General features: G+C 65.5%; 16 protein-coding genes. 8 read left to right on the forward strand and 8 right to left on the reverse strand.

Annotated features, from left to right (window positions below; translation table 11 throughout):
- Positions 1-217, reverse strand: a 217-nt coding sequence (locus F816_RS14185; RefSeq protein ID WP_019595196.1) for a transposase family protein, incomplete at its 3' end; no start/stop codon positions are given.
- Between the two features lie 191 nt (positions 218-408).
- Here F816_RS14185 and F816_RS0113765 point away from each other — a divergent pair.
- On the forward strand, positions 409-615 hold the full coding sequence (locus F816_RS0113765) for a hypothetical protein (RefSeq protein ID WP_018145297.1): 207 nt from the start codon (positions 409-411) through the stop codon (positions 613-615).
- A 169-nt stretch (positions 616-784) separates the two neighbouring features.
- On the opposite strand, the gene F816_RS0113770 is transcribed toward F816_RS0113765, so the two are convergent.
- Genes F816_RS0113770 through dapA form a run of 3 tightly spaced genes read right to left on the reverse strand, consistent with a single transcriptional unit; the run spans position 785 to position 3,630 of the window.
- The gene (locus F816_RS0113770) at positions 785-1,555 is read right to left on the reverse strand and encodes an MBL fold metallo-hydrolase (protein ID WP_019595197.1); all 771 of its coding nucleotides are present in this window, start codon (positions 1,553-1,555) and stop codon (positions 785-787) included.
- A gap of 21 nt (positions 1,556-1,576) precedes the next feature.
- Entirely contained in the window at positions 1,577-2,743 is a 1,167-nt protein-coding gene (gene bamC, locus F816_RS0113775; protein WP_019595198.1) for an outer membrane protein assembly factor BamC, read from the reverse strand.
- Positions 2,744-2,751: 8 nt separating this feature from the next.
- Positions 2,752-3,630, reverse strand: a complete 879-nt coding sequence (gene dapA / locus F816_RS0113780; RefSeq protein WP_019595199.1) for a 4-hydroxy-tetrahydrodipicolinate synthase — start codon at positions 3,628-3,630, stop codon at positions 2,752-2,754.
- Positions 3,631-3,900: 270 nt separating this feature from the next.
- Here dapA and F816_RS0113785 point away from each other — a divergent pair, with 270 nt between their 5' ends.
- The 3 genes from F816_RS0113785 (at position 3,901) to F816_RS0113795 (ending at position 6,453) form a co-directional block, all read left to right on the forward strand.
- Positions 3,901-4,455, forward strand: a complete 555-nt coding sequence (locus F816_RS0113785) for a glycine cleavage system protein R (protein ID WP_018937257.1) — start codon at positions 3,901-3,903, stop codon at positions 4,453-4,455.
- A 69-nt stretch (positions 4,456-4,524) separates the two neighbouring features.
- Positions 4,525-5,001, forward strand: coding sequence for a peroxiredoxin (locus F816_RS0113790; RefSeq protein ID WP_019595200.1), 477 nt, complete (start codon positions 4,525-4,527; stop codon positions 4,999-5,001).
- A 33-nt stretch (positions 5,002-5,034) separates the two neighbouring features.
- Positions 5,035-6,453 (forward strand): PhoH family protein, encoded by a 1,419-nt coding sequence (locus F816_RS0113795; protein ID WP_019595201.1) that lies wholly within the window; start codon positions 5,035-5,037, stop codon positions 6,451-6,453.
- A gap of 270 nt (positions 6,454-6,723) precedes the next feature.
- Here the strand turns inward: F816_RS0113795 and queD are convergent, their stop codons facing one another.
- Genes queD through F816_RS0113815 form a run of 4 tightly spaced genes read right to left on the reverse strand, consistent with a single transcriptional unit; the run spans position 6,724 to position 10,274 of the window.
- The gene (gene queD, locus F816_RS0113800) at positions 6,724-7,107 is read right to left on the reverse strand and encodes a 6-carboxytetrahydropterin synthase QueD (protein WP_018145304.1); all 384 of its coding nucleotides are present in this window, start codon (positions 7,105-7,107) and stop codon (positions 6,724-6,726) included.
- A 41-nt stretch (positions 7,108-7,148) separates the two neighbouring features.
- Positions 7,149-9,050: a 1-deoxy-D-xylulose-5-phosphate synthase gene (dxs, locus tag F816_RS0113805; protein WP_019595202.1), complete on the reverse strand. Its 1,902-nt coding sequence runs from the start codon at positions 9,048-9,050 to the stop codon at positions 7,149-7,151.
- 14 nt (positions 9,051-9,064) lie between these two features.
- Positions 9,065-9,958 (reverse strand): (2E,6E)-farnesyl diphosphate synthase, encoded by an 894-nt coding sequence (gene ispA, locus F816_RS0113810; RefSeq protein ID WP_019595203.1) that lies wholly within the window; start codon positions 9,956-9,958, stop codon positions 9,065-9,067.
- Between the two features lie 10 nt (positions 9,959-9,968).
- Complete coding sequence (locus F816_RS0113815) at positions 9,969-10,274, reverse strand: exodeoxyribonuclease VII small subunit (RefSeq protein WP_019595204.1); 306 nt, start codon at positions 10,272-10,274, stop codon at positions 9,969-9,971.
- Positions 10,275-10,511: 237 nt separating this feature from the next.
- On the opposite strand from F816_RS0113815, the gene F816_RS0113820 reads away from it, so the two are divergent.
- From F816_RS0113820 to F816_RS0113835, 4 genes are all read left to right on the forward strand, one after another.
- The gene (locus tag F816_RS0113820; protein WP_018145308.1) at positions 10,512-10,931 is read left to right on the forward strand and encodes a rubrerythrin family protein; all 420 of its coding nucleotides are present in this window, start codon (positions 10,512-10,514) and stop codon (positions 10,929-10,931) included.
- Positions 10,932-11,087: 156 nt separating this feature from the next.
- On the forward strand, positions 11,088-12,440 hold the full coding sequence (locus F816_RS0113825) for a heterodisulfide reductase-related iron-sulfur binding cluster (RefSeq protein ID WP_019595205.1): 1,353 nt from the start codon (positions 11,088-11,090) through the stop codon (positions 12,438-12,440).
- A 65-nt stretch (positions 12,441-12,505) separates the two neighbouring features.
- Positions 12,506-12,808, forward strand: a complete 303-nt coding sequence (locus F816_RS0113830; RefSeq protein ID WP_017940767.1) for an encapsulin-associated ferritin-like protein — start codon at positions 12,506-12,508, stop codon at positions 12,806-12,808.
- Positions 12,809-12,855: 47 nt separating this feature from the next.
- Positions 12,856-13,467 carry a DUF3501 family protein gene (locus tag F816_RS0113835; protein ID WP_019595206.1) on the forward strand — a complete coding sequence of 204 codons (612 nt, stop codon included), beginning with the start codon at positions 12,856-12,858 and terminating at the stop codon, positions 13,465-13,467.
- Positions 13,468-13,753: the final 286 nt, after the last annotated feature.

The following is a 13,753-nucleotide window of genomic DNA, read 5'->3' on the forward strand; positions in this document are numbered from 1 at the left end:
CCACCCGGTACTCAAACAGAGGAAGATCCCGCACCCGCCGCAGCGTCGTCTCGTGCACCTGCCGGGTCCGATGACCGCAGCGTTCGCAGTGCATCCACTGCCGCGTCGGCTTCAGGTGCAGCTCCAGCGTGCCGCCGGCCTCCTCCGGCCAAACTGCACGCTCCAGCCGATAGCCTTCCCAGCCGCCCAGCTTCTGCAACGTCTTCTTGTCCAGCATCGCTCTCTCCCGTGTCCTTCCTGGCTCCACGTGAGACTACGATGCCCTTCAGCGGTCGAACACCTCCCCGGTATCCTTCGATGAACCTTTTTTTATGCGTGTTGGTCAGGCACCGTGTGCGGACGGTGAAGTCTGCTGCGGCGGCCCTTGGCCGGGTTGAAAGGGGCGCAGGTGCCGAGACGGAGGCTGGGATGAGACAGAAGCGGACGGACGGAGGGTTGGTCCTGGTGGGGCTGGTCCTGCTGGGAATTGGACTCTATGCGATCTTCGGCGGACAGTTGGCTTTCACGCCCATTGCGCCGCGGGAGGGTTCCGGGTTTGGCGGACCGGTGGCAACAGTCATTGGCGTGGCCTTCGTGATCGGGGGCCTCTATTTCCTTCGGGAGTCGCGCCGCTGATCACACTGGGCTTGGGACCACGTTGGAGAGCCGGCCTTGGTTTCCGACCGCAGCGTCAGGTGGCCGGAGGGGGGGCTGCGCCTTGTCGGTTGATTGGCGCAGCCCTTCGAGATCCCGCCGCGGCCGGGCTGACGTGACCGCGGGCACGGCGTTGGACTGGTAGTTGGAGTCAGGCTTGAGCCGTGGTTCGCCACGTGAAGCCGTAGTCCTGGCTTGCGATCTCGGTGTCGGATGGTGAGGAGCCAAGCCCCTCGGCGAGCGCCTGGCGTGCAAGCGTCTCGTGGTTGTTGTCACTCGACAGGTGCATACCGATCACATGGCGTAGCCTGGATCGATCGATGCGATGGAGAAGATCGGTTGCCGCGTGATTCGGTAGGTGGCCGTAACCGCCCGCAATACGTCGCTTGAGCGATGCCGGGTACCGCCCGGCGGCGAGCATGGCAGGGTCGTGATTGCACTCCAGTAGCAGGGCTTCGGCAGCATTGGCCACGTCGACCATGTGCGGGGAGATGTGGCCGGCATCCGTCATCAGGACCAGTCGATGATCGCCGTCGGAAAACGCGAATTGGATGGGTTCGCGGGAGTCGTGCGGCACCGTGTACGGTTGCACCCAGGCGTCGTCGATCTCCAGCGGTGCGTCCGCCTGGATCTCCTGGATGTGAGCAAAACCGGTGTCGCGGGCGGCCAATCGGGTGCCGGGGCTGGTAAATACGGTGAGGCCGTAACGCCGGGATAGTGGCGCGGTGGCGCCGATGTGGTCGGCGTGCTCATGGGTCACCAGGACGGCCGTCAGGTCCCGTGGGGTCAGGTCGACCCGGGACAGGCGGCGTTCCAGCTCCTGCATCGAGAATCCGCAATCCACCAGCAGGCGGGTGGCACCGATCTCGACCACCAGGGCGTTGCCGGAACTCCCGCTGCCCAGGGAGCAGAAGCGGATCATGGTGGCTGGGCTCGCCGTATTCTAGCGAAGGATCTGCTGCTCGATCTGCTCCAGTACGGACTCGGCGTCACGGCGGCCAAGGGGCTCGCCATCGATGTCGCGCGCCTCGATTCGCAGATCGCCGTCGCCGATGGCGGTCAGGCGAATCTGATAACGCTCGTTCTCGCGACGATCGCCGCCGCGCCCGAAGATCCGACTGAAGAAGCCGCCGCGTTCGCTCTCGCCGACCATGTCGGGACGATAGGTCACCTCGAAGGTCCCCGTATTGCGATCTTGGTCGTCCACCAGGAGGCCGGCGCGATCCAGGTAGGTGCCCATCTGCGACCACATGCGGTCGAAGTCGCTGCCCGTCACCAGTACCGGCTGGCCTTCGTGTTCCGTCTGGTGCAGCTCAGTCGGGCGGTCGCCAATGGTCTCGGCTACCCGGGTGCCGCCCTCGGGGGTCTCGCCCGTGGCGAGGTAGACACGCAGGCGATTAAGCATTTCGGCTTCGAGTTCGGGATCGGACGGGCGCATTGCCCAGCGCCAGGTCTCGCCCTCGGGTTCTTCCGTGGCTCTGCGGTGCGAGATGTAGATGGCTGAGCGGCCATTGTCGCGTTCGACGCGCAGGCGGTATTGGTCGCGCGTGTTGGCGTCGTATACGTTACCCAGCGCACGGGCGAAGATGTTCTGTGTGCCCCGCAGCGGAATCCCGGCGCGGTCTTCGGCCCATTCGGTCTCCATGACGCCGACCTGGGGTTCGTTGCGCTCCAGGCGCAGGTTCTGACTGTCCCAGAATGCGGTCAGGCGATCCCAGAGATCCTCCGGGGCCACCTCAACACTCAGCCAGCGGACGCTGCCTTCGCGCATCAGCTGGATCTCGGTCGATTCCGGAAGCACCCGGGCATCGCTGCGGACCGGCGCGGTTGCCCCGGCGGGCTGGCGCTGCTGCTGGCGGGCCGCGGAGTCTTGCTGCATCTCGCGGGCGCTGATCCGTTCGCCCGGGGCGTCCGGAATACGGTAGGCACGTTCGCTGTCGGGCGCGATCAGGTCCGGTGGGACCTCGAGGTTGTCCATCTGCCGACTCATTTCGTACTCGGGGCCGGACTGGCGGTCGCCGGAGGTCGAGCACCCGGCGATGGCCAGGCCCGTAGCCAGGGCCAGGGCAGTGCGGGTCGCGTGGCGGTGGAGCTTGGCAGACTGTTTCATGTCGGGGATCAGACCTCTATGCCGGCCTGGCGCATCGCGTCCAGGACCGGCGCATGGAAGGGTTCGGACAACGGAGTCAGAGGCAGGCGGATGCCTTCCTCCATGAGGCCCATGCGTTGCAGCGCCCATTTGACCGGAATCGGGTTGGCCTCGAGGAACAGGGCCGAATGCAGCCCGTCCAACTGGCGATTGATCTCGCGCGCCTCGTCGGGGCGGCCTTCGCGCACGGCGCGGCACATGGCGGCCATCAGTTGCGGTGCGACGTTAGCGGTGACAGAGATGACCCCGTGGCCGCCCGCGAGCAGAAAGGCCAGCCCGTTGCCGTCATCCCCACTGTAGAGGTCCATGCGGTTGCCGACACGGGCGACCAGCTCGGCGGTGCGTTCGTTACTGGCCGAGGCTTCCTTGATCCCGATGATGTTCGGGATGTCGGCCAGACGCTCCACCGTCTCCGGTAACAGATCGACTGCCGTGCGGCCAGGCACGTTGTACAGAATCTGCGGGATGTCCACCGCTTCCGCAATGGCTTTGTGGTGCAGGTAAAGGCCTTCCTGGGTCGGCTTGTTGTAGTAGGGGGAGACCAGCAGGCAGGCATCCGCGCCGCCTTCCTTGGCGCAGCGGGTCAGGGCGATGGCCTCGCGCGTGGAGTTCGCGCCGGTACCCGCGATCACCGGCAGGCGCCCCGCGACGGTCTTCACCGTGTGGGCGATGGCCTCGCAGTGCTCGTCGAAATCGAGGGTCGCGGATTCGCCGGTGGTGCCGACGGCAACAATGGCATCGGTGCCGGCCTCGATGTGGAATTCCAGGAGCCGATCCAGGGCCGGCCAGTCCAGGCTGCCGTCCGCGTGCATCGGGGTCGCCAGTGCGACCATGCTGCCTTGAAACATCGACTCCTCCAACAACGGTAATGGTGCAGTCTAACGGGCGGGTGACAGGGCATTCAAGATTCCTTCGGCCGACTGTTCGCCGCACCTCGTCTTTCGTGCACCCGGTCGCCTCCCCTGGCGGGGAGATACGCGGATCAAGTCCCCCGACTGCGTTGGCGCCGCCGGGGCAAGGTGGTATGTTGCGAGCCATCATGCCTGTCGCCGCTTTCACGCAGAGAACCCCCGGGTGCTTGCCCGTCCCTTGCCTCGCGCGCCGCCGGCGGGTGCCGCATGGCTGAGGTGGTTGGCGCGGGCACCCACACCCACCTGATCCTCAACCTGATCGGGCCCGATCAGCCCGGTCTGGTGTCCAGCGTGACCCGGGTGATCGCCGATACCGGCTGCAATCTCGAATCCAGTCGCATCACGGTCGTGGGTGGCTACTGCTGCATGGCGCTTAGCGCCAGCGGCAACTGGAAGACCCTGGGCACCCTGGAGTCCCGCCTGCAGCGCCTGGAGGCGGAGATGGGGCTGGTCGTGGTGGCCCGTCGCGGCCCGCTGGAGGAGCGCCCCGAGGCGGCCATGCCCTATGCCGTGGATGCAGTAGCCCTGGACACCCCGGGCCTGCTGAATGCCCTGGCCGATTTCTTTACCAGCCGTGGGGTGAACCTGCGCGACGTTCAGACCCGGGTATACATCGCCCAGCAGACCGGGGCGCGCATGTTTGCGGCCAATATGGTCGTGGATATCCCCGCAGGGCAGCACCTGGCCAGCCTGCGCGGCGAGTTCATGGACTTCTGTGACGAACTGAACGTGGACGGCGTGTTGGACCCGATCAAGGCCTGAGACGGCCGGGCTGGCGTGGCGTCCGTAGTCTTCATACTTTGAGACCCTCTACTCAAGGAGCAGCGCCTGATGAGCATTGCAATCGACCAGCGGGTACCCGAGGACCTGCGTGTGCCGGCGACCGGCGACCAGACCCTGGGACCGGCCGACTTCCAGGGCCGCATCTTGGTCCTGTATTTTTACCCCAAGGACAGCACCCCGGGCTGCACCAACGAGAGCCGCGACTTTGCTGCCAACCAGGCCGCGTTTGACGCCGCCGGTGCAGTGATCCTCGGTGTCTCGCGCGACAGCGTGAAGAGCCACGAGAACTTCCGCGCCAAGCAGGAGCTGCCCTTCGATCTGTTGAGCGATGGCGACGAGACCCTGTGCGACGCCTTCGATGTCATCAAGATGAAGAACATGTACGGCAAGCAGGTACGCGGTATCGAACGCTCCACCTTCGTGATCGATGCCGACGGCGTACTGCGCAAGGAGTGGCGCAAGGTCAAGGTGCCGGGCCATGTGGATGAGGTCCTCGCCGCGGTGCGCGAACTCGCAGGGAGCTGAGCCCCTCTTCCCCCACTTCGCCCCGGAGGTGTCATGAACGCGACCGCCCAGGATCCGAAACGCCTGCTCGTCCTGGACACCAATGTCCTGATGCACGACCCCACGGCGTTGTTCCGCTTCAAGGAACACGACATCTTCCTGCCCATGGTCGTGCTCGAGGAGCTAGACCGCGGCAAGAAGGGGGTTTCCGAAGTCGCGCGCAACGTACGCCAGGTCTCGCGCTTCATTGACGAGCTCACCACCGGCGCCCAGCACGAGCAGATCGCCGCCGGGTTGCCGCTGCAGGCGGATTCGCTCAGCGAGTCGACGTTCGCGCCCACCGGGCGCCTGTTCTTTCAGACCCGCAACCTGTCCTCCAGCCTGCCGGCCTCGCTCCCGGGCACCTCGGCCGACAATGACATCCTCGCCACTGCCCAGGCGCTGAAGACCGAGTATCCCGACACTCCGGTGACGTTGGTATCCAAGGACATCAACCTGCGCATCAAGGCCACGGTGATCGGCCTGCATGCGGAGGACTACTACAACGATCAGGTGCTGGACGACGTCAGCCTGCTGTTCTCCGGCATGACCGAACTGCCAGCGGACTTCTGGGAGACCCACGGTGCCAAGATGGACTCCTGGCAGGAGTCCGGCCGCACCTACTATCGCGTGACCGGCCCGCTGGTGGCCGAGTGGCAGCCCAACCAGTTTGTCTATCGCGAGGGCGAGAACCCGCTGTCCGCGATCGTGCTGGAGATCGACCAGCCGAACGAATCCGCGGTAATCGAGCTGGTCGACGACTACATGACCCCGCGCCACAGCGTCTGGGGCATCAACGCCCGCAATCGCGAGCAGAACTACGCCCTGAACCTGCTGATGGACCCGGAGGTGGACTTCGTCTCCCTGCTGGGGGCCGCCGGGACCGGCAAGACCCTGCTGACCCTGGCCGCGGGGCTTGCGCAGACGCTGGAGGACAACACCTACAAGGAGATCATCATGACCCGGGTCACGGTCCCGGTGGGCGAGGACATCGGCTTTCTGCCCGGGACCGAGGAAGAGAAGATGACCCCGTGGATGGGTGCGCTGATGGACAACCTCGAGGTGCTCGCCAAGTCCGAAGGCGCCGGGGACTGGGGCCGGGCAGCCACCAACGACGTGCTGACCAGCCGCATCAAGATCCGCTCGCTGAACTTCATGCGCGGGCGCACCTTCCTCAACCGCTACATCATCCTCGACGAGGCGCAGAACCTGACCTCCAAGCAGATGAAGACGCTGATCACCCGCGCCGGACCGGGGACCAAGGTGGTGGCGCTGGGGAATATCGCGCAGATCGACACCCCGTACCTGACCGAGACTTCCAGCGGGCTGACCTATGTAGTGGACCGGTTCCGTAACTGGACCCACAGCGGCCACATAACGCTGACACGCGGGGAGCGCTCACGGCTGGCGGACTACGCCTCGAATCACTTGTAGATGTCGGGAAGACAAACGCGGGGGGGCGGCAACGGAGCGGGAAACGGACACCGTCATCGCGAGGAGCGAAGCGATGTGGCGACCTCCTGAAGCTGGCAACGAGCCAGGATCTGGTGGTTCCGGATGGAGGTTACTCGCTGCGCTCGCCCTTCGGGCCGGCCTGCGGCCGTTCAACGCGCTTCGGGCTTTTGTTCCGCGTCGCCTTCGGCTCCTCGCAATGACGGTGCTTGTGGCTGGCGGGGCGCTGGGGTTGCTGGAGCGAGTGGGGCGTCAGCCGTCTTCGCTGTAGCGCACGCAGGCGCGGTCGGTCTCCCACAGGGTCAGCGCGTGCATGCGCAGGCCCGGGCGGTTCAGGCGTCCGGCCATTTCCCGGTAGAACCACTGGGCAATGTTCTCGGCCGTGGGGTTGACCGTGTCGAACGGCGGGACGTCGTTCAGGTAGCGGTGATCCAGCTGCCCGGCGATCTCGCGCGCGGCGGTCTTGACCACCTTGAAGTCCACCGCCATGCCGGAATCGTCCAGGGTCTCGGCCTGGACCTCGGCCTCCACCTTCCAGTTGTGCCCGTGCATGTTCGCGCACTGCCCCGGGTAATCGCGCAGGGTATGCGCGGAGGCAAAGTCGGTCAGGACGCGAAGGGTGTAACGGGCACTCATGATCGTTTTCCGGGCGAGCGGCCATGGCGGCCGGGTTTTGATTAGCCCGCGAAGCCTATCCGGCTGCCGTCGTCCGCGCAATTCTCCAGCCCGAAGGCGTGGCGAATCGCGCCCAGTACGCCGGCCGTGTCGAGGCCGCAATCGGCCAGGATTTGTTCACGCGAGCCATGCTCGGTGAAGGCATCCGGAATGCCCAGCACCTGGCAGGGCAGGGTCAGCCCCTCGGCGGAGAGCCACTCCAGTACCGCGCTCCCGGCGCCACCGGCGCGGGCATGGTCTTCCAGCGTCACGAAGCCCTGGTGGCTGGCGGCCAGTTGCGCCAGCAGATCCGTATCCAGGGGCTTGATGAAGCGCATGTTGACCACGGTGGCATCCAGCGCCTCGCCGGCCGCCAGGGCGGTCTCCAGCAGCGCGCCGAAGCTGAGGATGACGACGCCCCGGCCCTCGCGTACCACCTCAGCGCGGCCGACCGGAAGCGTCTCCAAATCCTCGCTGCTGCCCTCCGGCAGTTCGCCGGGCCCGCCACCGCGCGGATAGCGCACCGCCGCCGGGCCGTCGTGGGCGAAGCCTGTGGACAGCATCTGGCGACACTCGCGCTCGTTGGCGGGTGCCATCAGTAGCAGGTTGGGGACCGTGCGCAGCAGGGCGGTGTCGAAGGTGCCGGCATGGGTCGGGCCATCGGCGCCGACGATCCCGGCGCGGTCCACCGCGAACAGCACCGGCAGGTTCTGCAGTGCGACGTCGTGGATTACCTGGTCCATCGCCCGTTGCAGGAAGGTCGAGTAGATCGCAACCACGGGCTTCTGGCCCTCGCAGGCCATGCCCGCGGCCAGGGTGACGGCATGCTGCTCGGCGATCCCGACGTCGAAATAGCGCTCCGGGAACTGCTCGGAGAATGCGACCAGGCCCGAGCCCTCGCGCATGGCCGGAGTGATACCCAGCAGGCGCGCGTCGGCCGTGGCCTGGTCGCACAGCCACTGGCTGAAGATGTCGGTGTAGGTTGGGGGCTTCGGGGCGGACGGGGCGAGGCCGTTTTCCGGCTCGAACTTGGACACGCCGTGGTAGCGGCAGGGGTCTTCCTCCGCCGGTGCATAGCCCTGGCCCTTGCGCGTGACGACGTGCAGCAGCTGCGGCCCGTGGGTGCCGCGCAGGTTCTTCAGGATCGAGACCAGCCCGTTCACGTCGTGGCCGTCCACCGGGCCGAAGTAGCGAAAGCCCAGCTCCTCGAACAGCGTGCCGGGCACGAACATGCCCTTCATGTGTTCCTCGGCGCGCTGGGCGAAGGCCTTCATCGGCGGGACGAACTCCAGCATGCGCTTGGAGCCCTCGCGCATCGAGCTGTATAGCGGGCCGGACAGCAGTCGGGTGAAGTACTGATTGAGCGCGCCGACATTGGGCGAGATCGACATATCGTTGTCGTTCAGGATCACCAGCAGATTGCAGTCGAGATCGCCGATGTGGTTCAGCGCCTCGAAGGCCATGCCCGCGGTCATCGCCCCGTCGCCGATCACCGCCACGTGGCGCCGGTCCAGCCCGGCGTGCTTCGCTGCCAGGGCCATGCCGGCGGCAGCGCTGATGGAGGTGCTGGAGTGCCCCGCCCCGAAGGCGTCGTATTCGCTCTCCGCGCGCTTGGGGAAGCCGGCCAGGCCCCCATACTGGCGCAGACGGGCCATGTCGGCCCGGCGTCCGGTCAGGATCTTGTGGGCGTAGGCCTGATGGCCGACGTCCCAGACGATGCGGTCGTCGGGGGTGTTGAACGCGTAGTGCAGCGCGATCGCGAGTTCCACCGTGCCGAGGTTGGCAGCGAGATGGCCGCCGGTGCGCGAGACGCTCTCGATCAGGAATTGACGCAGTTCGTCGGCCACCCCGGTGAGTTCCGAGGCCGGGCGTTCCCGCAGGTCGGCGGGCCATTCGATTGCATCCAGCAGGGGTGTGGGGGTCATCTAGGCGGGCCGGTTCAATTCATGCGATCGACGATGTACCGCGCCAGGAAGCGAAGCAAGTCCGCCTCCTGACCGAAGGGTTGCAGCTCGGTCAGCGCCTCGTCGACCAGAGCCACCGCCCGCTCGCGCGAGGCCTCCAGGCCCTGCAGCGAGGGGAAGGTGGGCTTGTGCAGGCGGGCATCCGCGCCACAGGCCTTGCCCAGGATCTCGGGGTCGCCTTCCACGTCGAGGACGTCGTCACGGATCTGGAAGGCCAGGCCGATGCATTCGGCGTAGCGTGTCAGGCGTTCCAGGGCGTCGGGGGCGGGCGTGCCGGCCAGCGCCCCCAGCCGCACTGAGGCGCGAATTAGGGCGCCGGTCTTCAGCCGGTGCATGCGTTCCAGTTCCGGCAGGTCGATGGGCTGGCCGCAGGCCCCGAGGTCAATCGCCTGGCCACCGGCCATGCCGTGCAGGCCGGCGGCGTTCGCGAGCTCGCGCACCGCGTTCAGCCCGGTCGGCGCGGGCAGCTCGGCGACGCCATCGGTCAGGATGTCGAAGGCCAGGGCCTGCAAGGCATCCCCGGCGAGGATGGCGGTCGCCTCGTCGAAGGCCTTGTGGCAGGTCGGGCGGCCGCGACGCAGGTCGTCATCGTCCATCGCCGGAAGGTCATCGTGGATCAGCGAATAGACGTGGATCATCTCCACCGCTGCGGCCATCGCATCCAGCGCCGGTTCCGGGGCGCCGGTCGTGCGCCCGGCCGCGTAGACCAGGACTGGGCGCAGGCGCTTGCCGCCGGACAGCGTGGCGTAGCGCATCGCCTCGATCAGGCGGGCGTCGGGGGCGCCGTCCGTGCCCAGGTGGCTGTCGAGGACGGCCTCGATGCGTTGCTGGTAATCGTTCAGGGCCTGCTCGGGGTCAGTGGCGGTCAATGGCGGCTCGCTAGAACGGGACATCGGGGTCCGTCGTGTCGTGCGGCTCCGGTGTCCGGGGAACATGGGCGCTTGCGTGGTGGTCATTCTGGGCAGCGGTGCCGGAAGGTGTTTCCTGGGCCAGTGCCTCGATCCGGCGCTGGGCATCGTCGAGCGCCAGCTGGCAGCGGTTGACCAGTTCCATGCCACGCTGGAATTCGCCCAGCGACTGCTCCAGGCCGAGCTCGCCGGACTCCATCCGGGCGACCAGGGCCTCCAGGGCCTCCAGGCTGGCTTCGAATTCCGCCGGGCTGTCGGCGCTGGGCGAGTCGGTCATGATGGATTACCGGGTCGAAAAGGTGAGAAAGTATCCGATCCGCTGCGGCGAGGAAAGGCGTGGCGCACGGCAGCCCTTGTTTATGGCGCCACCGCCCCCATAATCCGAAGGGCTTCCGGTTGACACTGAACCGGGTGCCGACTAGAGTTTTCGTACGGTTTAGACCGAGTCTAAACAACCGTCTGCACAGGCATTCCTGTGGTTGTGTAGAACTTATCCAGAGAGAAGGAGAGCACCATGGACCTGAAAGGCAGCAAGACCGAAGAAGCCCTGAAAGAGGCCTTTGCCGGCGAATCGATGGCCAACCGCCGTTACCTGTACTTCGCTTCCAAGGCCGATGTGGAAGGCTACAACGACGTCGCCACCGTGTTCCGTTCCACCGCGGAAGGTGAAACCGGCCACGCCCACGGTCACCTCGAGTACCTCGAGAGCTGCGGCGATCCGGCCACCGGCCTGGAGTTCGGCCCCACCTCCGCCAACCTGAAGACCGCCGTCGCTGGTGAGACCCACGAGTACACCGACATGTACCCGGGCATGGCCAAGACCGCCCGCGACGAAGGCTTCGACGAAGTTGCCGACTGGTTCGAAACCCTCGCCAAGGCGGAGCGTTCCCACGCCAACCGCTTCCAGAAGGCGCTGGACCAGTTGGACGACTGATCGTCTCGCAGTGCTGGAAGTACACGGGGCCGGTCCGCCGGCCCCGTTTTCCGGGAGATACGGAACAGCCTGTGGCGTGGCTGAATGCGGTTCACCTCGCATGCTGTTCCGTGTTTCCCTCGAAGCATCGTACTGATACGGACACCGGAGGGATGCATGTCTGCGCCGACGCACCAACGTGAAGGAAGTCTCGAAGCCCCGACCCGTCATCCGCTGGACTGGAAGAACCCGGAGTTCTACAACGAGGAGTCACTGTTCAGCGAGCTCGAACGGGTCTTTGACATCTGTCACGGCTGCCGTCGTTGCGTAAGTCTGTGCAACTCCTTCCCCACCCTGTTCGACTTGGTCGACGAATCCGAGACCCTGGAGGTCGACGGGGTCGACAAGAAGGATTACTGGCAGGTCGTCGATCACTGCTACCTGTGTGATCTGTGCTACCTGACCAAGTGCCCCTACGTGCCCCCGCACGAGTGGAACGTGGACTTCCCGCACCTGATGCTTCGGGCCAAGGCCTTCCGTTTCCAGAACGAAGGCGCCAAGACCTCGCACAAGCTGATGTCCAGCACGGACATGGTTGGCAAGCTGGCGGGCATTCCGGTGGTCGCCGGCGCGGTCAATGCCGCCAACAAGAACGGCGCGGTGCGCAAGATGCTGGACAAGACCATGGGCGTGCACCCGGACGCCCCGGTCCCCGAGTACCACTCCAGCAAGGGCCGCTCGCGCGTTGCCAAGACCGCGAAGGGTGTCAGCAATCCCGAGCCGGCCGGTGCCACCCAGGGCAAGGTCGCCCTCTACGCGACTTGCTACGGCAACTACAACGAGCCGCATCTGGTCGAGGACCTGGTCAAGGTCTTCGAGCACAACGGTATCGAGGTCACCCTGGTCGAGAAGGAACAGTGCTGCGGCATGCCCAAGCTGGAGCTGGGCGACTTGAAGTCGGTGGAGGCCTCCAAGGACGCCAACATCCCGGCAATGAAGCGCATGATCGACCAGGGCTATGACATCGTGGCCCCGGTGCCGTCCTGCGTGCTGATGTTCAAGCAGGAACTGCCGCTGATGTTCCCTGACGACGCCGACGTGATCGCGGTGCGCGACCGCATCTTCGACCCGTTCGAGTACCTGATGGAGCGGCACAAGGACGGCAAGCTGAATATCGATTTCCCCGAGAAGCTCGGCAAGATCGCCTACCACGCCGCCTGCCACCTGCGGGTGCAGAACATGGGTCTGAAAACCCGCGATCTGCTCAAACTGGTGCCGGAGACCGAGATCGACGTGATCGAGCGCTGCTCCGGACACGACGGCACCTACGGGGTGAAAAGCGAATTCTACGAGACGGCATCCAAGATCTGCCGTCCGGTCGTCAGCCGCGTGCAGAAGGCCGAGTCCGACCACTACTCGAGCGATTGCCCGATGGCCGGCCACATGATCGAGAACGGGCTGCAGGGCAAGGGCGAGGACAAGGCGCCCGAGCATCCGCTAACCCTTCTGCGCCAGGCGTATGGCCTGTAAGGCTGCCGGGCGGTATATCAGGACCAGCAAGGGCGTGAACGAACGCCCGCGAACGGAGAGAATCCATGGCGAGTGACAGCTACCACGAACCGGTCGAGGAACTGAGCGACGAGTCGCGCGAGATGCATCGCGCGATCGTCTCGTTGATGGAAGAACTTGAGGCGGTGGACTGGTACCAGCAGCGCATCGACGGCTGCAAGGACGAAGAACTCAAGGCGATCCTCGCGCACAACCGCGACGAGGAGATCGAGCACGCCGCGATGGTGCTGGAGTGGATCCGTCGGCATAACCCGGTGTTCGATCATGAACTGAAAGACAACCTCTGGTCCGACAAGGACTACACGAAGACGGGGCATCACGATCACTGAGGTGTACTGATCCTGACGGACCCGTCCGGCGCGAAGGAGGTATCGAGATGAAGATGGAGGCAAGTGTGGACAAGCTGAGTCGTGAAGACCTGTATTCGCTGGAGAAATACCACGAGATGCGGCCCCAGTTCCGCGCCGAGGTGATGCAGCACAAACGCAATCGCGTCGTGCAGGTGGGCCCGGCCGTGAGCCTGCACTTCGAGGATCGCAAGACGATGCAGTACCAGATCCAGGAGATGCTGCGGGTCGAGAAGATCTTCGACGCCGAGGGCATCCAGGAAGAGCTGGATTCCTACAACCCCTTGATCCCGGACGGCTCCAACTGGAAGGCGACCATGATGGTCGAGTATCCGGACGTGGACGAGCGCAAGGTGCAGCTGTCCAAACTGATCGGGATCGAGCGCAAGACTTATGTGCAAGTCGAAGGGCATGACAAGGTCTACCCGATCGCGAACGAGGACCTCGAGCGCGAGACGGACGAGAAGACTTCGTCAGTGCACTTCCTGCGCTTCGAGTTGACGCCGGAAATGGTCTCCGCGGTGAAGTCGGGAGTGGCCATTGCCATGGGTGTGGAGCACGAGAACTACAACCACCGGCTGGACGCGGTCGCCGAAGGCACCCGCGAGTCGCTGGCCGCCGACCTCGACGCCATCAACTAACGCCGCGCGCTCCCGCGCATTTCAAGGCGCCTCCGGGCGCCTTTTTTGTGTCCGAGCGTTGCCGTCTGGCGCTGTGAGGCTGGTCTTGGTTCGTCATCCGGTGTTTACGTGCCTTCGTCGGGCCACCTGCCACGCGCTCACTCGCGAGCGCACCGTGAGCTACTTCTTTGCTCGTGCAAAGAAGTAGCCAAGAAACACGCCCGACTGCCGCGACCCCGGCCCGCTGTGCGGGCCGGGGTTTCCCTCGCTCCGAGGCTTTTCGCGGGCGGCGCTGAACTCGCTACGC

The organism is Thioalkalivibrio sp. ALM2T (assembly GCF_000381505.1).
Classification (GTDB): domain Bacteria; phylum Pseudomonadota; class Gammaproteobacteria; order Ectothiorhodospirales; family Ectothiorhodospiraceae; genus Thioalkalivibrio; species Thioalkalivibrio versutus.

Excerpts from the sequence above, each read along its gene's own strand:
- F816_RS0113765 (WP_018145297.1), top strand. The coding sequence starts at position 409 with ATGAGACAGAAGCGGACGGACGGAGGGTTGGTCCTGGTGGGGCTGGTC.
- F816_RS0113770 (WP_019595197.1), bottom strand. The coding sequence starts at position 1,555 with ATGATCCGCTTCTGCTCCCTGGGCAGCGGGAGTTCCGGCAACGCCCTG.
- bamC (WP_019595198.1), bottom strand. The coding sequence starts at position 2,743 with ATGAAACAGTCTGCCAAGCTCCACCGCCACGCGACCCGCACTGCCCTG.
- dapA (WP_019595199.1), bottom strand. The coding sequence starts at position 3,630 with ATGTTTCAAGGCAGCATGGTCGCACTGGCGACCCCGATGCACGCGGAC.
- F816_RS0113785 (WP_018937257.1), top strand. The coding sequence starts at position 3,901 with ATGGCTGAGGTGGTTGGCGCGGGCACCCACACCCACCTGATCCTCAAC.
- F816_RS0113790 (WP_019595200.1), top strand. The coding sequence starts at position 4,525 with ATGAGCATTGCAATCGACCAGCGGGTACCCGAGGACCTGCGTGTGCCG.
- F816_RS0113795 (WP_019595201.1), top strand. The coding sequence starts at position 5,035 with ATGAACGCGACCGCCCAGGATCCGAAACGCCTGCTCGTCCTGGACACC.
- queD (WP_018145304.1), bottom strand. The coding sequence starts at position 7,107 with ATGAGTGCCCGTTACACCCTTCGCGTCCTGACCGACTTTGCCTCCGCG.
- dxs (WP_019595202.1), bottom strand. The coding sequence starts at position 9,050 with ATGACCCCCACACCCCTGCTGGATGCAATCGAATGGCCCGCCGACCTG.
- F816_RS0113815 (WP_019595204.1), bottom strand. The coding sequence starts at position 10,274 with ATGACCGACTCGCCCAGCGCCGACAGCCCGGCGGAATTCGAAGCCAGC.
- F816_RS0113820 (WP_018145308.1), top strand. The coding sequence starts at position 10,512 with ATGGACCTGAAAGGCAGCAAGACCGAAGAAGCCCTGAAAGAGGCCTTT.
- F816_RS0113825 (WP_019595205.1), top strand. The coding sequence starts at position 11,088 with ATGTCTGCGCCGACGCACCAACGTGAAGGAAGTCTCGAAGCCCCGACC.
- F816_RS0113830 (WP_017940767.1), top strand. The coding sequence starts at position 12,506 with ATGGCGAGTGACAGCTACCACGAACCGGTCGAGGAACTGAGCGACGAG.
- F816_RS0113835 (WP_019595206.1), top strand. The coding sequence starts at position 12,856 with ATGAAGATGGAGGCAAGTGTGGACAAGCTGAGTCGTGAAGACCTGTAT.